Raw genomic sequence first — 23444 nt, 5'->3', positions numbered from 1 at the left:
CCTTCTGCAGTGTTGCGGGGTCAGGAGTGGGGGCGGGCATTGATGACGCGGGTTTCCAGGTATTCCTCCAGGCCCCAGCGGCCACGTTCACGGCCGACGCCGGACGCCTTCCAGCCGCCGAACGGGGCGTCCGGTTCCACCAGGGTGTGCTGGTTGACCCACACGGTTCCGGCCTCAATCCGCGAGGCGGTTGCATAGGCACGATCCTGGTCGGGGCTCCAGACGGAAGCGCCCAGGCCGAATTCCCCGGCGTTCAGGCCGGAAATGGTCTCTTCGAGGTTGTCGTAGGCCACGATCGGCAGGGCCGCACCGAACTGTTCCTTTTCCACCAGATCCATGCCCGGCTCGGCATCAATGACCACCGTGGGGGAGAGGAAGTAGCCGGGCAGGTCGCAGCCGGCGCTGCCGCCGGTGATGACACGGGCGCCGGCACCAACTGCGGAGTCCACCAGGGCGCGAACGAGTTTGAGCTGTGACTCGTTGTGCATCGGTCCCAGGGTGGTGCCGTCCGCGATGCCGTGGCCCAGTACGTGACGGGAAGCCTCGGCGGCGACGGCCTCGGCCAGTTCCGCGCTGCGGCTGCGGGGAACATAGACACGCTTGACCGCCATGCAGACCTGGCCGGCGTTGCGGAAGGCGCTGGCGACGATTCCGCGGGCAGTGACAGCGATATCAGCATCATCCAGCACGATGGCAGGATCGTTTCCGCCGAGCTCCATGGTGACGCGCTTGACCGTGGAGGCGGCCTGCTGGGCGATGGAGATGCCCACATCCGTGGAGCCGGTGAAGGAAATCTTGCGGATGCCCGGAGAAGTGCTCAGTGCAACATTAACGGTCCGCCGCGAACTCGTCCGGACTTGCAGCACCCCTGCGGGGAGGACCTCATTGAGCAGGTCCACCAGCGCAATGGTGGACAGGGGAGTGGAGGGGGAGGGCTTGGCGATAACGGTGCAGCCGGCTACCAGGGCGGGGGCGAGTTTCACACTGAGCAGGGAGATGGGGAAGTTCCACGGTGTGATGGTGCCAACAACCCCCACCGGCCGGTACTGGACCTCCAGGCTGCGGTCGGCGCGCGGTTCAAGCTGCTGGGCTTCGTCCCATTTGAGATCCGCATAATATTCGAAAAGGCCAGCAGCCACGGAGAATTCACCCTCAGCGTCCGCCTTGGGCTTGCCCTGCTCCCGGGAGAGCAGGGTGGCCAGCGAATCCAGATCGCGGCGGATCAGGGCAGCGCCTGTGCGAAGGGCAGCACGGCGGGCTTCGCGGTCGGCAGCCCAGCGGGGCGCGGCCCGGCGGGCGGCGGCAACCGCCTGCTCGACATCCTGGTCGGTGTTTTCCGGAGCGTGCCCCACGAGCTCAAGCGTGGCAGGGTCCAAAACCTGATAGTGGGCTGCCGTCATGGCCTGTCCTTTCGGCGGAATGGGATTTCTCATCCCAGTCTCATGGCACCGATCACACTCTGCCCGGACCTTTCCGTCCAACGGAAAGGCTGCGAGAATGGAGTGGTTCCCTGTCACTATGGAGTGAATCACGTCACGCACTAACGAGGAGTCTCCATGTTCCAAGAGCAGCTGCCCATCGTCCTTACGGGGGTTTCGTCCGGCATCGGCGCCCGGACAGCACAGATCCTCAGCAAGCGAGGTGTCCCGCTGATCGGCATTGACCGCAACGCTCCCACCGAATTCAGCGGCACATTCGTGCAGGCGGACCTGTCGAGCCAGGCCGGCATCGAGGCGGCCGCCGCAGCTGTCACGGCTGCCGCTCCCAACGGCATCGCGGGCCTGGCAAACATTGCCGGAGTCCCGGGCACCGCCCCGTGGCGCACTGTGCTCTCGGTCAACGTCTTCGGCGTCCGCGGGCTGGTCCGTGCGCTTGCCCCGCTGCTTGGCGAGGGTGCCGCCGTCGTGAACCTTGCCTCCAGCGTTGCCGTGAACTGGCGGGACGTGAAGGCGAAATGTTCCGATTTCGCGCTCGCGGACGATCAGGCCGCCGCCCTGGAAGCGGTTGCGGACGATGACGAGATCACAGGCGAGTCCTATCTCTTCTCCAAGCAGTGCGTGCGGGTGCTCACCGAGCACCTCGCAGCTGAACTGCTCCCGCAGCGCATCCGCGTCAACAGCGTCAGTCCGGGACCCGTGGCCACCCCCATCCTGGAGGACTTCAAGAAAGACCACGGCCGCGACAAGGTGGAAGGTGCCGGCGCCCTGCTGGGCCGTTTCGGTGACCCGGGGGACATTGCGCCGGTTATCGACTTCCTGCTCCGTCCGGAGTCGGGATGGGTGAACGGCTCCGACATCCGCGTGGACGGCGGCCTGGGTGCGTACCGCGGCTCCGGCCTCGCCTCTGTGCCCGGCTGAGTTCCCTCTACCGGAGCATGCATTAGATCACGACGACGGTGTCTCACCGTTCGCGCTAGGGGGCGCCGGCGTCGGGCCTTGAAATGGCAGGTGCGGCGTCGCACCCAATACGGCGCCGAGCTCGCCAGTACTCAGAAGGGTGACTCATGGCAAACCCTGCCCCGGCCGGCCGGTCCACACGCCGCCCGGGTACTACGGCGGCCCACAGACGTCCAGCTGACGACGGCGATGCTGCCGCCCATCAGGCAGCCAGTGTCACCTCACGGGCCCTGGCCTTGTTGGGCACCTTCGACACCGAACACTCGGTTCAAAGCCTGAGCGCAATGGCCCGGCGGGCAGGGCTGCCGGTGGCCACCGCGCACCGCCTTGCCGGTGATTTGGTTGCCTGGGGCGGCCTGGAGAAGCTGAACGGCGAGTACCGGGTGGGGCAACGGATCTGGCGGCTTGGCCTGCTGGCCCCCGCACAGCAGAACATCGCGGAGGTGGCTGCCCCGTTCATGCAGGACGTCCTCTTCGTCACCCACAACGTGGTGAACCTGTTCATCCTGGAAGGGCACGAGGTTCTGCTGGTGGAGCGGATGTCCGGCACTGGCGCCGGCCAGCCCTTCCGGCGGGTGGGCGCGCGCCTGCCACTGCATGCCAGTGCCGCCGGAAAGATCATGCTGGCCTACGGGCCCGAGGACCTGTTTTCAACGGCCGTCCAGCACCTGGAGCCGCACGCGCCCCGCACCATTACCAAGCCCGCAGCGCTGGCGACCGAAATCGAACGTGTCCGGGCCAACGGCTACGCCACCACTGCCGAAGAAGCCGGGCCGGACAACTACGGCCTGGCCGTCCCGGTGTTCCTGCCCAACAAGCAGGTGGTGGCCGCCTTGGGCATCGTGACCCGGGGCCGGTCCGCTCCGGTGGGAAGCGTGGTTCCCGTGCTCAACATCGCGGCGCGGGGCATTGCCCGGCGGCTCGGCGTGGAGCATCTCCCGAAGTAGCTCGGGCTTGCGACAGCTTCCAGCAGACACCCTTTCCGTTGGATGGAAAGCTTCCGGCGGCATGTGTCGTGGAACACCTAACCTCAAGTAAGCGCATAGTCCGGCCGGAGATCCGGCCTAAACCTGCTTTGCCAGGCGAGCCGTTCCAAAGGAAGTGAAGACTGATGACTGCATCTGCAGGAGCCACCATCGACGCTGTTGTCGACCAGGTGGACATTGTGGCGGACCAGGTGGTTTCCCTGGTGCTGCGGCGCGAGGACGGCCAGCCGTTCCAGCCCTGGCAGCCCGGCGCGCACATTGACGTCCATGTGGGCGACGGTTTGGTGCGTCAGTACTCCCTGTGTTCCTCACCGCAGGAGCTGGACCATCTGCGGATCGGCGTGCTGCACGTGCCTGAATCCCGCGGCGGGTCAAAAGCGGTGCATGCCCTGCTCCCCGGTACCCCGATCACCATCTCTGAGCCGCGCAACAACTTCCCCATGCGCGAATCGCGGCGCTACCTTTTCCTCGCAGGCGGCATCGGTATTACGCCCCTGATCCCGATGCTGGAGGCAGCCGAGACTGTCGGCAAGGAATGGACGCTGATCTATGGTGGCCGAAGCCGGAACACGATGGCGTTCGCGCAGCAGTTGGAGGACCGGTACGGCACTGACCGTATCCGTATCGTCGCCGAGGACGAGGTTGGCCGCCTGGACCTCGACCAGATACTCGGCATGCCCCGGGCTCACATGCTGGTGTACGCGTGCGGTCCCGGGGGACTGCTCGGCGCGGTGGAAGAGCGCTGCATGGGCTGGCCTCCGGGTGCACTGCACACCGAACGTTTCGTCGCCTCCACGCTTGGTGCTGCGGCGGCCAACGCGCCGTTCGAGGTGGAACTGGCCAGGACCGGAACAACCGTGACAGTGCCGAACGACAAAACTATCCTCGAGTCCGTTGAAGAGGTGGGCGTGCGCGTCCTGTCCTCCTGCCGCGGCGGGTTGTGCGGCACCTGCGAAACCCAGATCATTTCCGGTGAGCCCGAGCACCGCGACGCTGTGCTTTCGGAAGAGGACCGCGAAGCCGGTGAGGTCATGCTGGTCTGCGTCTCGCGCGCTGCCGCCGGCTGTCCGCGCCTCGTTCTGGATTTGTAGAAAAGCTCTGCCTTTTCGCGGTAGCCCACCTGTGGTCCAGTCGCTGACTGGACCATCCCAGCCAAGTTTCGTCACCAGGAGTGATTCCAATGACCGTAACCACCCATGAAGCCAATGTATTGGGCGAGGACCCCTTCGAGACCGCAAATCTCCTTGATCCGTACCCGTTCCTGGGGCGGCTTCGCGATGCTGGCGCCGTCTCCTATCTGGAGAGCACCGGCAGCTACGCTGTGGCCGGCTACCAGGAGGTATACGAGGTCCTCACAGACTTCGAAACCTACATATCTTCCGGTGGCCTGGGTCCGCGGGACATCCGGAAAGACTCGGGTTGGCGCCCGCCCAGCATCCTCGAATCAGATCCGCCCATCCACACGGTGATGCGCCGCGCCCTGACCGGTGTCATCAACCCCTCCACAGTCCGTGCCCTCAGGGAACCGTTTACGCCACCGGCCGTTGAGCTGACGGAGCAGTTGGCCCGCAGCGAGCGCTTTGACGCCATCACCGACCTCGCCGAGAAGTACCCCCTGCGTGTCTTTCCGGACGCTGTGGGGATTCCCGACGTCGGACGTGAACATCTACTGCCGTACGGCAACATGGTGTTCAACGCTTTCGGTCCGGAAAATTACATCTTCAAGCAGGCTTTCGCCCAGGGCGATGAGCACGCTGCCGCGGTAATGCGGAACTGCCAGCGCGAAAACCTCGACGACATCGGCTTTGGTGCCCAGATCTGGAAGCGCGTGGAGGACGGCCTGATCACCGAGCAGCAGGCCACGCTGCTGGTCCGAGCACTGCTGTCCGCCGGCGTGGACACCACCATCTTCGGCATAGGCAATACACTGTCGGTGCTGGCCCGTTACCCTGAGGCGTGGGCCCGGCTGCGGGAAAACCCCAAAATCGCGAAATTCGCCGTCGATGAAGCTTTGCGTCTGGAATCTCCGTTCCAAAAGTTCCACCGAACCGTCGCTGTGGACACCGTCCTGGGAGGCGTGCATCTCCCGGCCGGAGCGAAAGTGCTGGTCTTCCTGGGCGCCGCGAACCGGGACCCACGCAAATGGGGGGACAATGCCGACGAGTTCGACCTCGACCGCAATGCCTCCGGCCACGTTGCCTTCGGCATGGGCCTTCACCAGTGCGTGGGGCAGCCGATCGCCCGACTCGAAATGGAAATAGTGCTCCAGCAGCTGCTCCAACGGGTAGCAGCAATCGAACCGGACGGCGCGCCCGTGCCGATCCTGCACAACGTTCTCCGAGGGTTCGAGTCCCTGCCGGTGCGGATCACGGCGGCTTAGGCTTCGATTCGGTGCAAACATGGGCCTGCTCTTTCTGGCGTCGTTTGCCATCAGGGATTGAAGTTCAGCATCAGTCCGGCTAACAACAGGGCCGCCTTGAAGTCGACTCAGCCGCAGTGCTGGCACCTGCGTCAATCGCCAAGATTCCGGGGAAAAGATACGCGAGGCCGTGTCGCCCATATCGACCCTCCTGCCGCCGTCGACTCCGCGCCATGTGGATGGGGCGGAGACGGAACGGCTTGTGAGTCGGACTGAAAGGAAGACCATGAATTGCCTGGTTCGCTACCTGGGACTGATGTTCCAGCTGTCCCGCATCCAGGACCTGGCGTTGTGGGAGGCGGAGATGACGGAACCCACAAGGGCATTGACCTCGTCCGCTTGGATCGGCTGGTACGAGGAGGACGCTGCGGGCTGACCTGCGTCAGGGATCGAGATTGTCCCTGCGCGCAATCGTCTCGGAAGAGCATCTCACCGAAGATTCGTTTCAACGGTGATGTGTGTGGCATTGCAGACGAAGGTGCCAACAGTACCTGGACCTGCCGATGCTGCAGAAGTGGAAGAACTTACGTCGTCAACGATGTGAGTAGTCGGGCTTGCTGTTGTCGGCCAACCGTGCCCGCCAAGGGTCGAAATACGGCTGTGGACATTGTCCACACTTTCAGCTTCAGATTGTGTCGTACTTCCCTCGAACTGCTTCGGATTGCGCATGTTTCCTCGGGCGTCCAGTGTTTGCAGGGCGGGAATGTAGTTCGAGTCCCACCTCGGGCACGACGTTTTCCCTCGTCAGAGGCGATTTTGCTTTGACGTGTGTACAAAGCTTGTGGTCGCGTCGCTCTGACGGATGGTTCGCGGGCTTTGGCCTGGCTGCCGCGGAGCCTATTCAGGTGTGGGGGGTGGCGGGTTCAAGGCCCTGGCTGGTGGGCCTTCCGCCTGCTGTGGGCTTGGTTTGTGCGGTTCCTCGTTCCGATTCTGTCGGGTTGGTCGGGGGTGGCCAACACCTGTTCATCGGCCGGGGCCGCGGTCACAACATGACTTCGCTGTTGTTGGTGCGAAAGCTCCTTGGAAAGCACCTTCTTTTGCGGCACGGAAGCTTCGGGGTGCTCGCTTTGTCCTCTCAAAGGGGGTGTGGACAGTGTCCACACTTATGTCTGCTTTTTAAGGTTGTTCAAGGCGGCTGAAGAGCGCTGCGCCAAATTCGGATTGCCGACGAGCGCACGGCCTGATAGCACAGAGGAGTTGCCCGGCGTCTGTGGAGTTCAGAATGACAAACCGCGAAGCTGGATCTGGTTGTTCAAGAGCGTAGGGAGCGGACCGACCGTTGACGCACCTGAGTGCTTGGGCCGACGGCAGTGGCTGGGGCGTGGGCGCGCCAATCGCCGGGGATAATTTGCCCTGCAGTTTGGCCAATCTGGTCGACTCGGATACGTCAAGGGGCGGTATGTATCGTCGAGTGACCGGGCCAACGAAAGTCAAGTGTCGCTGCACATTGAGCCGAGTAAGGAGTGTCAGGTTTCGATCTCAGAGGTGTTAGAAGCTCTTATTCAGCACCTTCCTGACGTCAGGTTGGGGTGTATTTCAATCGGGCATGATGCAGCCTCGGCTGGCCATTTCTGCTGCCGACCGATACTCGCCCGTAGATAGCTGAGCGGAGCAAGTTGCGTGAGTTATCACTGCTGGTGCTTCCGTTCAGGGTTTGTTCGCATCCAGTGCGTCGCTGCGCTGGCTGTCGAGATGGCCTTTGAACGCTTTTTCCGATTCGCAGCAGCGGGGGAGATCGCGCCAGGATCAGCTAGCTGCCGTGGCTGAGGCGCTTCGTGACTTCGTAGTGGAAGCCCGCGCGGTCCTCTGCTGCCCATGCCTCATAAGACTCGGCTTTCTCAAACAGCCTCCGGTTCTGCGCTATCGGTCGCAGCCAGAGAATGGTTCCGTCGTCAGTGACAGCATCAACGTGTCCGCTACAGATAGGACTGCCTTGCTGGCGAATCTCGATACTGGCCCCGGTGAGTTGCGTCCAATCTGTGATGCGTCTCAGATCCACAGTTTCCTTCGTCCTTTCGAAGTGGAGGGTTGACGCCGTGCCGTTCCGGCGCATGCCGGCTTCGTGCGCGGGGGAGGGGCATTTGCTAGACCTAAGCGGTCGACCGACCCCGTGGCCGGCATAAGTTTTCCTTGTACCAGCCATCCTTTCAGCCTTTCAGCCGGGATTTTTGGAAGTGACTAGTCCGTTGGAAAGCAGGCCGATGCTGTGGCATGGGCCATCTGCAGAGCTTCCTTGACGGGAAGTGCGCGGTGTTCGCTGGACAGGATTTCGACGCCCCAGGGACCATTGAAGCCGAGGTTCTTCAAGGAGCGGATGAACCCGGTGACATCCTGGTCACCGTGCCCGCACAGGCGGCGGTTGTCCCGGGTGTCCTCGAAGAGAGTGCCCCGGATCTCCCTCGCCGCGTCGTTGAGTTCGACGCCGAAAATCTGGTCTGCGGTAAGGCGCGCAGACAGTTCTTCCAGCGTTGTTCCTGCTCGGAAGACGTGCCAGTAGTCAACCACCAGCCCACAATCGGGCATGTCCACCTTGCGCATGAGGTCGGCGGCGGCGGGGACGCTTCCGACCATCGAAAACGGCATCGGTTCAAGGGCAATCCGCGTACCCCGCAGTGTGGCCTCGGTGGTTAGCTGCCGGAGGGGTTCAATCAGGAAGTCGAGGTCCTCAAGGGGCTGGCCCAGGGAAGTTCCTACTTTGATGAACCGTGCACCGAGCGTTTCGGCAGCTTCAAGGAGGAGCTCGAATTTGGGCCGCCAGTCCGTTGCGAGACTCTCGTCCCACCAGTCGGTGAGGAGTTCAACTTCGATGTAGCGCAGGCCGGCGTCGTCGATAAGCCCCCGCAAGGCCGGAAAGCCAATGGTGGCGCGTGCGGCGGCGAGATCATCATGTGCGAGCCCAAAGCCTGACCATCCGGTGGCAGCGATGGCTTCGACGCGGTCCGCAAGTGGCACGGGGCTGGTTTCGGGTTGTGCCAGCGGCGCCACATTGCCGGCGCTGGTCCAACACGATGCGACGAGTTCCGGGGAGGTGGTCGTTGTCATTGTTCTCCTTCGAAGCAGATGAGTGCCGCGCCGGGTGCCATAAGGGATGCAATGAAGCGCGTGAAAGTATCAAACCACAGATCATTGGAACGGTCTATTGACTTCTGTGATCCCCGCGATCTAGTGTTGGACCGTTCCACAAAGCGATGTGGATCACAAACGATCAACAACGCCGACCTCGACACTTCGGCCCACGCCATTGTGGGCCAGGAGCATTTACGAGGGGCGACAAATGGCGCGAATCAAAGGAGATTTCACGTGGCAAAACTCACTTGGCACCGGGGCGTTATGGCTCTGGCTGTCGTTCCGCTTCTGGCGCTGTCGGCATGCTCAAGCGGCGGCAAGACCGAGACAGGAACATCCGGAGAAGCCGGGCAGGTTGCTGACACGGCCCGAATCAAGATCGCGATGATCACTCATGCCGCAGCCGGGGACACGTTCTGGGACATCGTGCGCAAGGGCGCCGAAACCGCCGCGAAGAAAGACAACGTCGAGCTGCTTTACAGCGGTGATGGCGATGCCGGCCGCCAGGCGCAGCTTGTGCAGCAGGCGATCGACCAGAAGGTGGACGGCATTGCGGTGACGCTGGCGAAGCCGGATGCATTGAAGGATGTCGTTCAGAAGGCTCTGGCTGCCGGGATTCCTGTAGTGAGTTTCAACGCAGGCGAGGACCAGTACAAAGCACTGGGAGTCATGGCCCACTTCGGGCAGAGCGACAAACTTGCCGGCGTTACGGTGGGCAAACGCCTGGCCTCCGAGGGCATCAAGCACCCAATCTGTGTGATTCAGGAGCAAGGCCACGTGGGGTTGGAGAACCGTTGCGCCGGAGTCAAGGAGAACGTCCCCGGGTCGGAAATCGTATACGTCAACGGTGCGGACATGACGTCCGTGTCCTCGACGGTCACGGCCAAGCTGCAGTCGACTCCGGATGCCGACGCCATTATCGGCCTCGGTGCGCCTTTCACTTTGACCATTGTGAAATCCGTCAAGGAGACGGGGAGCAAGGTCAAGGTTGCATCCTTTGACCTGAACGCCGATCTGGCCGCGGCGGTCGTGGATGGAAGCGTGGACTTCACAGTGGACCAGCAGCCCTACCTTCAGGGCTACGGCACTGTCGACGCCATCTGGGCGCAAAAGGTCGGCGGTTTCACGGTCGGCGGAGGGCAGCAGGTCTACACCGGTCCCGCCATTGTGGACAAGACCAACGCCGCGGACGTCTCGAAATTCGCGCAGGCCGGCATCCGCTAGGCCCCACAGGAATACCTGGCTGCGGGAAGACCGGTCCTGGTTCTCCCGCAGCCAGAACAACAAGGAGTTTTGTATGACACAGACGTTAGCAAAGCCGGCACCGCTGGCCACGGATGAGCGGATAGGGCGCCGGAGTCCTCTGCAAAACCTGCTGGGACGGCCGGAAGTTGGCGCCCTGGTGGGTGCCGTTGTCCTGTTCGTCTTCTTCTCACTCGTATCTACTACTTTTACCCAGCCGAACGCTTTTGCCACCGTCCTGTATGGCAGTTCCACGATCGGGATCATGGCTGTGGGGGTGTCGCTGCTGATGATCGGCGGCGAGTTTGACCTTTCCACCGGCGTGGCCGTGATCAGCTCGGCGCTGACCGCGTCGATGTTCAGCTGGTTCTTTAGCGTGAACGTCTGGGTGGGCGTAGCGCTGGCATTGGTCATGTCACTTGCCATTGGTTTTATCAACGGCTGGATCCTGATGAAGACCAAGCTGCCCAGCTTTATCGTCACGCTGGCGACCTTCCTGATGCTCACAGGCCTGAACCTGGGCCTGACCCGTCTGATCGGCGGCGGGGTCTCATCCCCTTCCATCTCCGCCATGGACGGTTACAAGTCCGCGCGGGCCGTCTTCTCCTCCTCCGTGAACATCGGTGGTGTGGACGTGAAGAACACCGTCTTTATCTGGATCGCCCTGGTGGCTGTCGCATCCTGGGTATTGCTGCGCACCAAAGTGGGCAACTGGATCTTCGCCGTCGGCGGGGAGGAGAACGCGGCACGTGCTGTGGGTGTTCCTGTCAAAGCCACAAAGATCGGCCTGTTTATGGGCGTTGGCTTCTGCGGTTGGATCCTGGGCATGCACAACCTGTTCGCCTTCGACGCCGTGCAGTCGGGTGAGGGTGTGGGCAACGAGTTCCTCTACATCATCGCCGCTGTCATCGGCGGCTGCCTGTTGACCGGCGGCTATGGTTCGGCGGTGGGAGGTGCGATCGGTGCCTTCATCTTTGGCATGGCCAACAAAGGCATTGTCTACGCGCAGTGGAACCCGGACTGGTTCAAGTTCTTCCTGGGCCTGATGCTTCTGCTGGCCACCATCGTCAACCTCATCGTCAAACGCCGCGCCGAGCTCAAGTAAAGGGGCGGAGAAAAATGAACGCCAAGCAAATTGACCAGCAGACCCTGCTCAAGAACGAAAAGGATCCGCTGACGCACACCCCGGTTCACCTGCTCTCCCTTGACAATGTCGGTAAGCACTACGGCAACATCGTGGCGCTCAAGGACGTCACTATGGCCGTGGACAACGGCCGCGTTACGTGCGTTTTGGGAGACAACGGCGCCGGTAAGTCCACGCTGATCAAGATCATCGCGGGCCTGCACCAGCATGACGCCGGGACACTGAACATCATGGGGGAGGAGCGGAAGTTCACTTCCCCCCGCGACGCCCTCGATGTCGGCATCGCGACGGTTTACCAGGACCTCGCGGTGGTTTCCCTGATGCCCATCTGGCGGAACTTCTTCCTCGGCTCGGAGCTCACCACCGGGTTCGGCCCGTTCAAGAGCCTCGATGTCCAGAAGATGAAGGACATCACCAAGAAAGAGCTCGCCGACATGGGCATCGACCTGCGCGATGTGGAGCAGCCCATCGGCCAGCTTTCGGGCGGCGAGCGCCAGTGTGTGGCCATTGCCCGGGCAGTGTACTTCGGAGCCAAGGTCCTGATCCTGGACGAGCCGACGGCGGCCCTGGGCGTCAAGCAGTCGGGCGTAGTTTTGCGCTATATCCTCCAGGCGAGGGACCGGGGCCTTGGGGTCATCTTCATCACCCACAACCCGCACCACGCCTTCCCTGTCGGGGACCGGTTCCTGCTGCTCAAGCGGGGCAAATCCATCGGCTACTACGACAAAAAGGACATCACGCTGGACGAGCTCACGGCCCAAATGGCCGGCGGCGCCGAACTCGCTGAACTCGCGCACGAGCTCGAGCAGCTCGGCGGCCACGGCGACATCGTCAAGGAAGTCCAGGCCGAAGTCGCCGACGTCACTGACGCAGCCCACGAAGGCACCACCCGGCGCCACTGAGCGCCACCGTTTTCAATCAGATGGAGCAATCATGCAGATGCTAATCGCCGGAACCTGGCGCGGTGCCGCCGACGGCAGGACCGAGGACGTGCGGTCGCCTTTCGACGGCCGGATCATTGACACAGTCCCCGTCGCCACGGTCAAAGACGCGCAGGCCGCCCTCGACCGGGCTGAGATCGGTGCCAGCTTGCAGCGGTCCACGCCGGCACACGTTCGGGTGGACATCCTCCTGCGGGCTGCTGCCCTGGCGGATGAGCGTGCGGAGGACATTGCACAGGCGATCAGTGCGGAAACCGGGAAGCCGATCACGGAAGCACGGGGGGAGGCCGGCAGGTCGGGAAACATAATCCGGCTTGCTGCCTATGAGGGCAGCCAGCTGTACGGTTCCACTCTTCCGCTGGATGCCAACGCAGGCACCGGGCTGGATAAGATCGGGTTCACCCTGCGGCAGCCCGTGGGCATCGTTGTTGCCATCACACCGTTCAACTACCCCGCCCTCCTGGTCCTGCATAAGATCGCACCCGCGCTGGCAGCAGGCAACGCCGTTGTCCTCAAACCCGCCCGGGCCACGCCGCTGACGGCGCTGAAGTTGGCCGAGTGCTTTGTCGACGCCGGCCTGCCGCCGGAGGCGCTGTCCGTGCTGACCGGGCCAGGCAGCACGCTGGGTGATGTGCTGGTCACCGACCCGCGGGTGCGGAAAGTCTCCTTCACCGGATCCACCGCCACAGGCACCCGGATCAGCTCCATCGCCGGGGTCAAGAAATTGTCCCTGGAGCTCGGCGCCTCCTGTCCTGTGATCATCCTTCCGGACGCCGACCTTGAACTTGCATCCAGCGCCGTGGCCGCGGGCGGTTTCATCAACGCCGGCCAGGTTTGCATCTCGGTGCAGCGGGTCATTGTGGACCGCCGTGTCGAAGCCGACTTCCTCGATGCACTCGTGCCCAAGGTCGAGGGCATCGCTGTTGGCAACCCGAAGGAAGCCGACACCCGGCTCGGGTCACTGATCTCCGAAGAGGAAGCGATCCGCGTCCACACCTCGATCGGAGAAGCCAGGCACTCCGGTGCCACAGTGCTTACCGGCGGGGACCGTGACGGCGCCGTGGTCACCCCGGCCGTTGTTTCCGGCGTCGACCCTCGCTCCCCGCTGAGCCGCAACGAACTTTTCGGGCCCGCCGTCGCCGTTTCCTCTGCACCGGATATCGAAACGGCAATAGCAATGGCCAATGACAACGATTACGGGCTCGGCGCCGGGATCTTCACCAGCGATGTCGCCGGCAGCATCCGGGCCATGCGGCAGATCGACGCAGGAAATATCCACATCAACTGGACGCCCCTGTGGCGGGCCGACCTCATGCCCTACGGCGGACTCAAGGGCAGCGGCATCGGCAAGGAAGGCGTCCGCTCCGCAGTGAATGAGATGACCGAAGAAAAAACGGTCGTCCTGCACGGACGCCCCTGGTAACCCACCACCGACTGGAATAAGGCAATGACCACTAACTCACAGACCATCAGGCTCACCACAGCCCAGGCCGTCATCAAATACCTGTCGGTCCAGCACTCCGTTGCGGACGGCGTCAGGCGCCGCTTGGTTCCGGCCGCCCTGGGGATCTTCGGGCACGGCAACGTCGCCGGCCTCGGCCAGGCCTTCGACGAACTCGCTGATGACATGCCGTTCATCCAGGGCCGCCACGAGCAGTACATGGCCCACATTTCGACGGCGTTTGCCAAGGCGAGCCGGCGCCAGGCCGTCCTCGCGGTGACCGCATCCATTGGCCCGGGTGCCCTCAACCTCGTCACCGCCGCCGGACTGGCGACGGTGAACAGGCTTCCGCTGCTCCTCCTTCCCGGCGATACGTATGCAACGCGGCATCAGGGCCCGGTCCTGCAGCAGCTTGAGCACCCGATCGAGGCTGATGCAACGGTCAACGACGCGTTCCGGCCTGTCTCGCGCTTCTTCGACCGGATCACCCGCCCGGAGCAGCTCCTGACCGCCCTGCCGCAGGCCATGCGCGTGCTGACCAGCCCCACCGATACCGGCGCCGTGGTCATTTCGCTGCCCCAGGACGTGCAGTCCCACGCATACGACTTCCCGGCCGAATTCTTCGAACCACGCGACTGGAAGATCCGCCGGCCCCTGCCGGACCCGGAAGAGATCAACGACGTCGCCCGGCTCATCCGCTCGGCTAGGCGTCCGGTGATCATCGCCGGCGGCGGCATCCACTACTCGGATGCCCACGCCGCACTTGAAGCGCTGGCAGGCCAGGTCGGAATTCCCGTGGTGGAAACCTTCGGCGGCAAGGGTGCCGTGACCAAGGATGAATGGTGGCAGGTGGGGGGCGTGGGCCTGGAAGGCAACTTCGCCTCCAACACGCTCGTCAAGCAGGCTGACCTGGTCCTGAACGTCGGCACCCGACTCACTGACTTCGCCACCGGTTCACAGTCCATCTTCGAAAACCCGGACGTCCGCTTCGCCTCCTTGAACATTGTGGACGCCGACACCCGCAAGCAGGGCGCCACCGGGATCCTCGCCGACGCCCGGCTCGGACTCGAAGCCCTCGCCCAGGCACTGGAGGGCCACAGCACCAGCGAAGCCTGGCAGGACACGGTCCAGGCAGAGAAGGCCGGCTGGGCCCCCATCCGGACCACGTGGCTCGACGCCGACACCGCCTACAACCCTGAAGACCACCCCGACGCGCCCGTCACCGAAGCCGTCCTCACCCAGCCGCAGCTGATTGGAATCATGCAGGAGCATGCCCGTTCCGGCGACACGGTTATTGCCGCCGCCGGCGGGGCCCCCGGGGACCTGCAGAAAGTCTGGGACGCCACCGGCAACCGGCACTGCCACCTGGAGTTCGGGTTCTCCTGCATGGGCTACGAGATCGCCGCGGGCATGGGTGTCCGCCTGGCCCAAGGCAACAACGACAACCGCGTGGTCACCTTCATCGGTGACGGCACGTTCCTGATGGCACCCACCGAGATCCTCACCGCCGCACAGGAAGGGCTCAACGTCACCATCATCGTCTCCGAGAACCACGGCTACCAGGTCATCCACCGCCTGCAGATGAACCGGACCGGCAAGGAATTCGGCAACGAGTTCCGCTACCGCACCACCGGAGGCAGCGTCGCAGCCGCCGACGCCCCCAAGGCCAGGCTCGACGGGGATTACCTCAAGGTCGACCTGCGGCAGATCGCTGAAGGCCTCGGCGCCCGTGCCATCCGCGCCACCTCGGCGGCCGAGGTCCGGGAGGCCCTGTCCTCAACCCGGGACACCCAAGGCCCTGTAGTCATTGTGGTCCCCACGGTGCCGCACGTGGACCTGCCCGGCGGCGACGTCTGGTGGGACGTTGCCCCGGCGGAAGTCTCCGAGCAGGAATGGGTCCGCACCCTCCGCACCGATTACGAGAAGGCACGCGGCAAGCAGCGGTGGTTTGGATGAGCCACGAACCAATGGCCTCAGGACCACTGAACGCAGGACAGCTGCGCTGGCGGCTTGCCGGGGGCGAAGTCACGATCGGTACCTTCGTCGGATTGTCATCTGCGACGGCGGCCGAAGTCTGCGCGGCTGCCGGAGCCGACTGGATCCTGATCGACCTCGAACACGGCTCCGGAGGCGAGGACGCGGTCCGGGACGGCGTTGTTGCCGCCGGCAGTTACGGCGTCCCGACCGTCGTCCGGGTCGAATCAGGCGACCGTATCCGCATCGGCCGGGTCCTGGACCAGGGAGCTGCCGGGATCATGGTTCCGCGGTTGAACACCGTCGACCAGGCCGCGGAATCGGTGAAGCACATGCTGTATCCGCCGCGCGGGGACCGCGGCGTGGCCACCTATAACCGCTCCTGCCGCTGGGGCATGGACCGCCGGACGCTCATCGAACCGGGCCAGGAAACCCTGGGAGTCATCCAGATCGAAACCCTTGAGGCGTTGGAGTCTGTGGAGGACATCGCTGCGCAGGACGGCGTCGACGTCGTCTTCGTCGGACCCCTGGACCTTTCTTATGCACTCGGGGTTCCGCTCCAGCTTGACAGCAATGTCTTTCAGGAAGCGCTGCAGCGCGTTGTGGCCGCGGCGCAGCTTCACAACAAGGCAGCCGGGATACTCGCCGTGGACGGCACGGGAGCTGCCAAGTACGTCCGCCAGGGCTTCCGGTTCGTAGCCATCGGTTCAGACTCCACCATCATGGCCGCGGCCTTCCGCGATGCCTTCGATACCGCCCGTAATTGACCAGAAAACAAGGAAAAGACAAGAACGTGAACGCAGAATCTCGCACTATCGGTGTCGGTCTCATCAGCGTCGGATGGATGGGAAAGCTCCACTCCAGGGCCTACCAGACCGTCCCCTACGCGTACCCGGACCTTGGCCTGAGGACAAAGCTCGTCATTGCCGCCGACACGGCACTCGGCCGCGTCGAGTATGCCCGCGATGTCCTGGGCTTCGCTGAAGGCACCACCGACTACCACGATGTCCTGAACCACCCTGACGTGGACGTCGTCTCCATCTGTGCGCCGAACTTTCTCCACGCCGAGATCGGCATCGCCGCCGCCAAGGCCGGCAAGCACTTCTGGATCGAAAAGCCTGTCGGGCGCGGCTACCAGGAAACCGCCGCTGTGCAGGAAGCCGCAGTGGAGGCCGGCGTCGTCACGTCCATCGGCTATAACTACCGCCATGCTCCGGCGGTGGAGCACGCGCGGAAGCTGATTGCCGATGGCCGCCTTGGCAGGATCACCAACGTCCGCGCCGTCTTCTTCTCCGGCTACGCGTCCGAGCCCAACGGTGCCCTTTCCTGGCGCTTTGACCGGAAGCTCGCAGGCACCGGTGTCCTGGCGGACCTCTTCAGCCATGCAACGGACCTGTGCCAGTATGTAGTCGGACCCATCGCCGAGGTAACCGCGCTGACCAGCACGGTGTACACCCAGCGGCCGAAACTGGCCATGGGATCCGGCACGCACTTCGCAGTGATCGAGAACGGTGAAATGGGGGAGGTCGAGAATGAGGACTACGCTGCAGCGCTGGTCCGCTTCGGCCCGTCCGCTGTCGGCGCCGGAGCGGTTGGCACCATCGAGTCGTCCCGCGTTGCCGTGGGCCCCGAGTGCGGTTACCAGATTGAGGTCTACGGCACTGAGGGCTCCCTCAAGTGGGACTTTGAGCGCATGAACGAACTGAAGGTCTGCTTGGGACGGAACAACGAGGAGCAGGGCTACACCACCGTCAATGCCAGCCCGCGGCACGGCGACTACGCCCACTTCCAGCCCGGCCCCGGCAACAGCATGGGCTTTGACGACCTCAAGGTGATCGAGGCGAAGAAGTTCCTCGTCGCCGTCGCCGGTGGAGCGCAGGAAAACTCCAACATCCACGATGCCGCCTCCGCCGCCGCGATCGTCAGTGCCGCGGAAGCATCTTCGCAGTCCGGCCAGTGGCAGAAGATCGAGGAAATCCACGGCACCACGGCAGCACGGGTGTAGCGATGAGCACTGCATCCGCCCGTCGGCCAACGATCAAGGACGTCGCTGAACGCGCCGGCGTTTCCAAGTCCTTGGTTTCGCTCGTCCTGCGCGACTCACCGCGCGTCAGCGACGAACGCCGCAAGCGGGTGCTCGAAGTTGTCGAGGAGATGGGCTATGAGCTGAACCTCGCAGCCCGCTCCCTGGCTACCCGGGACAACGGAACCATCGGCGTCCTGGTCAGTGACATGCACAATCCGTGGGCGTTCGACGTGGCCGACGCCGCCCGTACGGTGCTCGAAGAAGCCGGACACACCGTCCTCTTCAGCGCGGTGACGGCCAGCGGCAGGGGAGTGGACCAGTCCATCCTCCAGGCCTTCAGGGATTTGCGCGTGGCGGGCCTGCTGGTGGTCGGGACGGTGCCCGACAAGGCACCGTTCAACCGGGCAGTTTCCGGAGGGGCTGTGGTCTTTGCCGGCGGCGGACCGGACTACATCGACACCGCCGATGTGGTCCGCAGCGACGACACCCTCGGCATGAGCATGGTCGTTGAACACCTGATCGCCCAGGGACACGAGAACATCGCGCACCTCGGCGGCCTGGGCGGCTCGGTAGGCAGGGCACGCGTGGATGGATATTCCGCCGCCATGGAAGAGCACGGCCTGGCCCGCCACATCCACGTCGTCGACGCCGACTTCTTCCAGGAATCCGGCTACGTCGCCGCCCAGCGGGCCCTGGGCTCCTCGCGGTCCAGGCACCAGCGCCCCACAGCGCTGGCGTGCATCAACGACCTCGCCGCCTTTGGCGCCATGACTGCTGCCGATGAACGCGGCGTCGAAGTGGCCATCACCGGCTACGACAACATCGCGCTGGGTGCCATGCCCCGCCTGGGACTGACCACCGTCGACCCGGACAGTTCCGGCATCGGCGTTGCAGGAGCCAAAACGCTCCTGCAACGCATCCAGGACCGTGACTTCCATGGCGGCTTCGTCCACCAGCCGATCGTCCCTCAGCTGGTCATACGCAAGTCCAGCCTGCTCGGCCTCTAACCTTCCACCCAACCTGTCACCCCGCGGGCTTTCCAGGCCCTCCCGGGAGTGCACCCCCACATCTTCAAGGATGACGATGGCAACATTCAGCACACCCCAAATACTCGTAGCCCTTGGCAGCGTCGAGGCTGGCCTGGTGGAACCGGAGCTGGCTCCGCACCAGCGACTCATCCACAACCCCACCGAGGCAGACCTCGCCCGGGCCGATGCCGCCATTGTCCGAGCCGCCTACCGTGTGGACCGCGAACTCCTGGACCGCATGCCGGCCCTGAAGGTCATCGCCAGGACCGGCGTCGGCACTGACCTCGTGGATGTCGCGGAGGCGAACCGCCGTGGTATCCCCGTGGTCATCACGCCCGGGAGCAACACCGCCTCCGTCGCCGAAGGCGTGTTCTCACACTTGCTGGCCTTGGTCAAGAAGCTGTCGACACTGTCGTCCCTGGTGCGGGACGGCCGTTGGGAGGAACGGTCCAAGGTGGCCGTCGGGGACCTGGAGGGCTTCACCCTGGGCATCATCGGCTACGGGCGCATCGGGCGCCGCGTGGCCCGGATCGCCGAGGCCTTTGACCTCAAGGTCCTGGCCTTTGATCCGTTCGCAGACGTCCCCGCCGGCATCCGCTGTGCAACTGTCGAGGAACTGCTGCGTCGCAGCGATTTCGTCACCCTGCACGTGCCCTTGACCCCGGAAAACCACAACCTCATCAATGCCGAACGCCTCGCACTGCTGCCGGCCGGGGCCATCCTCGTCAATTGCAGCAGGGGCGGCCTCGTGGACCTGGAAGCCGCCCACGAGGCTCTTCTCTCAGGGCAGCTGGGCGGCCTCGGACTGGACGTCTTTGACCCCGAACCGCCGGCCCACCACGCCGTCTTTGACCACGCGAACGTCGTCCTGACGCCCCACCTCATGGGATTCACCCGCCAGGGAATGGCCCACACAGTCCGGGACGCCGCCAAGGGTGCCGTCGACGTCCTGGCCGGACGCTCCCCGGCTGCCGTGGCAACCCCGTGACCAACAGCCTCACCAAACTCAACCAAGCTCCATCAACCGCAGGCGAACCATCCGCCAGCGGGAATCAGGAAAGGACCCCCACCCATGTCCAGTGACCGACCACTCAAGGTTGCACTCTTCGGATCCGGCCGCATCGGCCAGGTCCACGCCCGGAACATCGCCGACCACCCTGACCTGGAACTGGCCTGGATCGCTGACCCGTTTATCAAGGGTGCGCAGGACCTCGCCGCCGCCACCGGGGCCCTCGCCGTCGAAACCGCTGATGAGGTTTTCGCAAACGCTGACCTGGACGCCATCATCATCGGTTCGCCGACGCCCACCCACGTGGACCTGATCTCCCGGGCAGCAGCCGCCGGCATCGCCGCCCTCTGCGAAAAGCCCATTGACCTGGACATTGACCGGGTCCGCGTGTGCCGGGACCAAATCCGCGGCACCAGCAGCCCACTGATGCTTGGGTTCAACCGCCGCTTCGACCCCAACTTCGCCTCCCTCCGCACCCGAGTGGAGGCCGGGGAGATCGGCCGCCTCGAGCAGCTGACAATCATCAGCCGCGACCCCGCCCCCGCCCCCAAGGCGTACATCGAGACCTCCGGCGGGATCTTCCGGGACCAGAGCATCCACGACCTGGACATGGCACGGTTCTTCGTCCCGGACATCGTTGAGGTCTCTGCCACCGGATCCAACCTGTTCTGCGACTACATCGAAGAGGCCGGCGACTTCGACTCGGTGGTCATCAACCTTCGCGGCCGCGGCGGCGAGCTCATCACCATCATCAATTCCCGCCACAGTGCCTACGGCCACGACCAGCGGCTGGAAGCTTTCGGCAGCGAGGGCCTGCTGACCGCCGGAAACATGGCCCCCACCACCGTACGCAAGTACAGCGCCGCGGGGACCGAAGAGTCCGACCCCTACCTGCCGTTCTTCCTGGAACGCTACGGCCAGGCCTACCGCAATGAGCTGGACAGTTTCGTCAAGGCCATCCGCGGCGGAACGAGTTGCAGTCCCGGTTTCGACGACGGCGTGATGGCCCTCGTCCTTGCCAACGCCGCCGATGAATCCGCCCGGTCCGGCCGCGTTGTCACCATCGGAAAGGAGTAGGAAATGAACAGCCCGCTTCTCGCAGGCAAGGTGGTCCTCGTCAGCGGCGGCACCCAGGGCCTGGGCGCCGGCATTGCCCGCCGGGCAGCAGCCGAAGGCGCCGCCGGAGTGGCCGTCACCGGCCGCAACGCCGGCTCGGGCGAAAGGCTCGCGGCCGAACTGGAGGAGTCCGGCGTCAAGGCACGCTTCATCAAAACCGACCTCGCAGATGTGGACCAGGCCCGGAACTCGGTCCTGGAAACCATCTCCGAGTTCGGGCGGCTGGACTGCGCTGTCAACGCTGCCGGCCTGACAACCCGCGGAACCATGCTGGATACAACACCTGAACTGTTCGATGCGCATATCGCGGTGAACCTGAAGTCGCCGTTCTTCATCATGGCCGAAACGATCAAGCACCTCCGTGAACGGGGAGCCCCCGGCAGCATCGTGAACGTCATCTCCATCGCCGAGCTCGGCGGCCAGCCCTACCTGGCCCCTTATGTCGCGGCAAAGGCCGGGCTTGCCGGTGTTACCCGGAACGCTGCACACGCACACCGCTGGGACAAGATCAGGATCAACGGCCTGGACATCGGCTGGACGGCCACGGAGGGGGAAGCCGAGACCCAGCGGAAATTTCACGGCGCAGGGGATGACTGGCTGGAAAAGGCCAATGCCTCTGTGCCGATGGGCAAGCTCGGTCAAGTGGACGAGATTGCCGAATTTGTAGTCTTTCTCCTCTCCAACAGGAGCGGAGTGGTCACCGGCTCGGTCATTGACTGGGACCAGAACGTACTTGGAGGATCAGATTGAACACCATCACCAGCCGCCTCGCCGCCGCCCCCATCTCCTGGGGCGTGTGCGAAGTCCCCGGATGGGGGCACCAAATGGAGGCAGACCGCGTCCTGTCCGAGATGACCGCGCTGGGCATCACCGCAACCGAATTCGGACCGGCAGGCTTCCTGCCTGAGGAAGCCGCGGCGCGCGCCGAGGTTCTGCAGCGGCACAACCTCCAGGCCATCGGCGGATTCTTTCCGGTCATCCTGCATGATCCCGCCAAGGACCCGCTCGAGGCGGTCTCTGCGGAGCTGGACGCCTACCAGGCGGCAGGGGCCAGCGTCATGGTGCTGGCCGCCGAAACCGGCGTCGCCGGATATGACCAGCGCCACGAGCTCGACGCCGAGGGCTGGCACCTGTTCGGCCGGAACCTGGATACCATCGTCAAGGCCGCCGCCGACCAGGGCATCCAGGCAGTGGTGCACCCGCACGTGGGCACCATGATCGAGACGACGTCGGACGTCAACCGCGTGCTGAACGACACCGGCGCGAACCTTTGCCTGGACACCGGCCACCTCCTCATCGGCGGCACCGACCCAGGGCAGCTCGCCCGCGACTACGCCTCCCGCATCGGCCACACCCACCTGAAAGACGTACGCAAGGCCGTCGCCGAACGGGTCCAGAACGGTGAAATCTCCTACACCGACGGCGTCAAAGCGGGAATGTACGTACCGCTGGGCCAAGGCGACGCCGGAATTGCCGGCATCGTCCTGCACCTGCTCGAGGCAGGTTACGGCGGATGGTTCACCATGGAACAGGACACCATCCTGGAGTCCGCACCGGCAGGCGACGGACCGGTACGGGATGTCCGGCAGTCAGTGGCCTTCCTCCGCGACCTGGAAGCCGGGCTAGCCAAGTGAGCGCGGTGCGCTGGGGCGTTCTCACTACCGCCCGCATCGCCCAGGACAGGTTCCTGCCGGCCATGCACAAAGCCCGCAACGCGACCGCCTCGGCGATCAGCAGCCCCAACGGGCGCGCCGCCGAAGTCGCCGCCCGCTTCGCCATCCCGGCCGCCTATTCCTCACATGAAGAACTGCTGGCCGATCCGGCCATCGAGGCTGTCTACCTTCCGTTTCCCAACGGCCTGCACGCTGAATGGATCATCGCCGCGGCCGAGGCCGGCAAGGACATCCTGTGCGAAAAGCCATTGGTGGGAAGCCTTGAGGACTACGCACGCGTCGTCGAGGCCTGCCAGCGCAACGGGGTAAGCCTGATGGAAGCGTTTATGTACCGTTTCCATCCTCAGCACCAGAAAGTCCGTGAGTTCATCGACGCCGGCCGCATCGGCCAGATTGTCTCGATGCACGCGCGCTTCCACTTTGTGATGGACCGCAGGCCGGGCGAGGTCCGTCTGCAGACGGGCCTTGAGGGAGGTGCCGTTAATGATGTGGGATGCTACGCGGTCGACATCATGAACATGGTGATGGGACGGGCACCTGTCAGCGTATACGCCAAAGGGACCAGCCCGGCGGACCCCGTTGAGACCACTGTCGCCGCGATCCTGGATTACGACGGCGTCTTGGGAACCCTGGACTGCGGCTTCGAGGGACCCCGCGTGAACACGTTCCAGATCATCGGCACCAAGGGACAGATCACGCTCGACAATGCCTTTGACCCCCTTCCGGGGGAGGCAGCACGCGTGACCGTTTCGCTTAGGGACGGCAGCACCGAGGTCTTCGATGTCATCGAGGACCCGTTCAGGCTCGAAATTGAACGGTTCAGCGTCTGGGCCCGCAGCGCCGGGCAAGAGGTTGTCCACCAGGAACTGACTGAGCAAAACCTGGCCGTCCGCCTCGCCCTTCATGAATCCCTCGCCGCAGGACTCCCACGCACCGTCGAACCGGTGCACGCCGTGGAACACCACTTACTACAGGAGCAATAA

Annotated in this window: 20 protein-coding genes; 18 read left to right on the top strand and 2 right to left on the bottom strand. The window is 64.1% G+C overall.

What is annotated here, in order from left to right; genetic code table 11:
- Positions 1-20: 20 nt before the first annotated feature.
- Positions 21-1400: an aldehyde dehydrogenase family protein gene (locus tag ACQ3DC_RS14805; protein WP_157238340.1), complete on the bottom strand. Its 1380-nt coding sequence runs from the start codon at positions 1398-1400 to the stop codon at positions 21-23.
- A gap of 156 nt (positions 1401-1556) precedes the next feature.
- Here ACQ3DC_RS14805 and ACQ3DC_RS14800 point away from each other — a divergent pair, with 156 nt between their 5' ends.
- From ACQ3DC_RS14800 to ACQ3DC_RS14780, 5 genes are all read left to right on the top strand, one after another.
- Positions 1557-2357, top strand: coding sequence for an SDR family oxidoreductase (locus tag ACQ3DC_RS14800; RefSeq protein ID WP_157238339.1), 801 nt, complete (start codon positions 1557-1559; stop codon positions 2355-2357).
- Between the two features lie 146 nt (positions 2358-2503).
- A complete protein-coding gene (locus ACQ3DC_RS14795) occupies positions 2504-3343 on the top strand; it encodes an IclR family transcriptional regulator (RefSeq protein WP_157238338.1) in 840 nt (279 codons plus the stop codon).
- A 164-nt stretch (positions 3344-3507) separates the two neighbouring features.
- On the top strand, positions 3508-4473 hold the full coding sequence (locus tag ACQ3DC_RS14790; protein ID WP_157238337.1) for a PDR/VanB family oxidoreductase: 966 nt from the start codon (positions 3508-3510) through the stop codon (positions 4471-4473).
- An 89-nt stretch (positions 4474-4562) separates the two neighbouring features.
- On the top strand, positions 4563-5762 hold the full coding sequence (locus tag ACQ3DC_RS14785; RefSeq protein WP_157238336.1) for a cytochrome P450: 1200 nt from the start codon (positions 4563-4565) through the stop codon (positions 5760-5762).
- Between the two features lie 265 nt (positions 5763-6027).
- Positions 6028-6177 (top strand): hypothetical protein, encoded by a 150-nt coding sequence (locus ACQ3DC_RS14780; protein ID WP_157238335.1) that lies wholly within the window; start codon positions 6028-6030, stop codon positions 6175-6177.
- A 1802-nt stretch (positions 6178-7979) separates the two neighbouring features.
- Here the strand turns inward: ACQ3DC_RS14780 and ACQ3DC_RS14775 are convergent.
- Positions 7980-8843, bottom strand: coding sequence for a sugar phosphate isomerase/epimerase family protein (locus ACQ3DC_RS14775; protein ID WP_157238366.1), 864 nt, complete (start codon positions 8841-8843; stop codon positions 7980-7982).
- A gap of 258 nt (positions 8844-9101) precedes the next feature.
- Between ACQ3DC_RS14775 and ACQ3DC_RS14770 the strand changes: the two genes are divergently transcribed.
- The 13 genes from ACQ3DC_RS14770 to ACQ3DC_RS14710 all read left to right on the top strand — a co-directional run bounded on the left by ACQ3DC_RS14770 (position 9102) and on the right by ACQ3DC_RS14710 (position 23444).
- Positions 9102-10091 (top strand): substrate-binding domain-containing protein, encoded by a 990-nt coding sequence (locus ACQ3DC_RS14770; protein ID WP_370460761.1) that lies wholly within the window; start codon positions 9102-9104, stop codon positions 10089-10091.
- A gap of 73 nt (positions 10092-10164) precedes the next feature.
- Complete coding sequence (locus ACQ3DC_RS14765; RefSeq protein WP_157238365.1) at positions 10165-11214, top strand: ABC transporter permease; 1050 nt, start codon at positions 10165-10167, stop codon at positions 11212-11214.
- 14 nt (positions 11215-11228) lie between these two features.
- Positions 11229-12155: an ATP-binding cassette domain-containing protein gene (locus ACQ3DC_RS14760; protein ID WP_157238364.1), complete on the top strand. Its 927-nt coding sequence runs from the start codon at positions 11229-11231 to the stop codon at positions 12153-12155.
- Positions 12156-12186: 31 nt separating this feature from the next.
- The gene (locus tag ACQ3DC_RS14755; protein WP_430752586.1) at positions 12187-13617 is read left to right on the top strand and encodes an aldehyde dehydrogenase family protein; all 1431 of its coding nucleotides are present in this window, start codon (positions 12187-12189) and stop codon (positions 13615-13617) included.
- 24 nt (positions 13618-13641) lie between these two features.
- The gene (iolD, locus tag ACQ3DC_RS14750) at positions 13642-15591 is read left to right on the top strand and encodes a 3D-(3,5/4)-trihydroxycyclohexane-1,2-dione acylhydrolase (decyclizing) (protein WP_430752585.1); all 1950 of its coding nucleotides are present in this window, start codon (positions 13642-13644) and stop codon (positions 15589-15591) included.
- The gene (locus ACQ3DC_RS14745) at positions 15588-16376 is read left to right on the top strand and encodes an HpcH/HpaI aldolase family protein (protein ID WP_430752584.1); all 789 of its coding nucleotides are present in this window, start codon (positions 15588-15590) and stop codon (positions 16374-16376) included. The genes iolD and ACQ3DC_RS14745 overlap by 4 nt, the downstream gene beginning before the upstream one ends.
- Positions 16377-16402: 26 nt before the next feature.
- Positions 16403-17614: a Gfo/Idh/MocA family protein gene (locus ACQ3DC_RS14740; protein WP_430752583.1), complete on the top strand. Its 1212-nt coding sequence runs from the start codon at positions 16403-16405 to the stop codon at positions 17612-17614.
- 2 nt (positions 17615-17616) lie between these two features.
- Positions 17617-18642, top strand: coding sequence for a LacI family DNA-binding transcriptional regulator (locus ACQ3DC_RS14735; protein WP_157238361.1), 1026 nt, complete (start codon positions 17617-17619; stop codon positions 18640-18642).
- Positions 18643-18718: 76 nt separating this feature from the next.
- Entirely contained in the window at positions 18719-19651 is a 933-nt protein-coding gene (locus tag ACQ3DC_RS14730) for an NAD(P)-dependent oxidoreductase (protein WP_430752582.1), read from the top strand.
- A gap of 84 nt (positions 19652-19735) precedes the next feature.
- Entirely contained in the window at positions 19736-20749 is a 1014-nt protein-coding gene (gene iolG / locus ACQ3DC_RS14725; protein ID WP_430752581.1) for an inositol 2-dehydrogenase, read from the top strand.
- Positions 20750-20752: 3 nt separating this feature from the next.
- Positions 20753-21538, top strand: a complete 786-nt coding sequence (locus ACQ3DC_RS14720; RefSeq protein WP_157238358.1) for an SDR family oxidoreductase — start codon at positions 20753-20755, stop codon at positions 21536-21538.
- Positions 21535-22422: a sugar phosphate isomerase/epimerase family protein gene (locus tag ACQ3DC_RS14715; RefSeq protein ID WP_157238357.1), complete on the top strand. Its 888-nt coding sequence runs from the start codon at positions 21535-21537 to the stop codon at positions 22420-22422. The genes ACQ3DC_RS14720 and ACQ3DC_RS14715 overlap by 4 nt, the downstream gene beginning before the upstream one ends.
- Positions 22419-23444, top strand: coding sequence for a Gfo/Idh/MocA family protein (locus ACQ3DC_RS14710; RefSeq protein WP_430752580.1), 1026 nt, complete (start codon positions 22419-22421; stop codon positions 23442-23444). Before ACQ3DC_RS14715 ends, ACQ3DC_RS14710 begins: the two co-directional genes overlap by 4 nt.

The sequence above is a fragment of the Paenarthrobacter sp. NEAU-H11 genome, assembly GCF_050573415.1.
Lineage (GTDB): Bacteria > Actinomycetota > Actinomycetes > Actinomycetales > Micrococcaceae > Arthrobacter.
The sequence above is the reverse complement of the archived record's forward strand: the minus strand, read 5'-3'. Positions and strand labels throughout refer to the sequence as shown.

Excerpts from the sequence above, each read along its gene's own strand:
- ACQ3DC_RS14805 (WP_157238340.1), bottom strand. The coding sequence starts at position 1,400 with ATGACGGCAGCCCACTATCAGGTTTTGGACCCTGCCACGCTTGAGCTC.
- ACQ3DC_RS14800 (WP_157238339.1), top strand. The coding sequence starts at position 1,557 with ATGTTCCAAGAGCAGCTGCCCATCGTCCTTACGGGGGTTTCGTCCGGC.
- ACQ3DC_RS14795 (WP_157238338.1), top strand. The coding sequence starts at position 2,504 with ATGGCAAACCCTGCCCCGGCCGGCCGGTCCACACGCCGCCCGGGTACT.
- ACQ3DC_RS14790 (WP_157238337.1), top strand. The coding sequence starts at position 3,508 with ATGACTGCATCTGCAGGAGCCACCATCGACGCTGTTGTCGACCAGGTG.
- ACQ3DC_RS14785 (WP_157238336.1), top strand. The coding sequence starts at position 4,563 with ATGACCGTAACCACCCATGAAGCCAATGTATTGGGCGAGGACCCCTTC.
- ACQ3DC_RS14780 (WP_157238335.1), top strand. The coding sequence starts at position 6,028 with ATGAATTGCCTGGTTCGCTACCTGGGACTGATGTTCCAGCTGTCCCGC.
- ACQ3DC_RS14775 (WP_157238366.1), bottom strand. The coding sequence starts at position 8,843 with ATGACAACGACCACCTCCCCGGAACTCGTCGCATCGTGTTGGACCAGC.
- ACQ3DC_RS14765 (WP_157238365.1), top strand. The coding sequence starts at position 10,165 with ATGACACAGACGTTAGCAAAGCCGGCACCGCTGGCCACGGATGAGCGG.
- ACQ3DC_RS14760 (WP_157238364.1), top strand. The coding sequence starts at position 11,229 with ATGAACGCCAAGCAAATTGACCAGCAGACCCTGCTCAAGAACGAAAAG.
- ACQ3DC_RS14755 (WP_430752586.1), top strand. The coding sequence starts at position 12,187 with ATGCAGATGCTAATCGCCGGAACCTGGCGCGGTGCCGCCGACGGCAGG.
- iolD (WP_430752585.1), top strand. The coding sequence starts at position 13,642 with ATGACCACTAACTCACAGACCATCAGGCTCACCACAGCCCAGGCCGTC.
- ACQ3DC_RS14745 (WP_430752584.1), top strand. The coding sequence starts at position 15,588 with ATGAGCCACGAACCAATGGCCTCAGGACCACTGAACGCAGGACAGCTG.
- ACQ3DC_RS14735 (WP_157238361.1), top strand. The coding sequence starts at position 17,617 with ATGAGCACTGCATCCGCCCGTCGGCCAACGATCAAGGACGTCGCTGAA.
- ACQ3DC_RS14730 (WP_430752582.1), top strand. The coding sequence starts at position 18,719 with ATGGCAACATTCAGCACACCCCAAATACTCGTAGCCCTTGGCAGCGTC.
- iolG (WP_430752581.1), top strand. The coding sequence starts at position 19,736 with ATGTCCAGTGACCGACCACTCAAGGTTGCACTCTTCGGATCCGGCCGC.
- ACQ3DC_RS14720 (WP_157238358.1), top strand. The coding sequence starts at position 20,753 with ATGAACAGCCCGCTTCTCGCAGGCAAGGTGGTCCTCGTCAGCGGCGGC.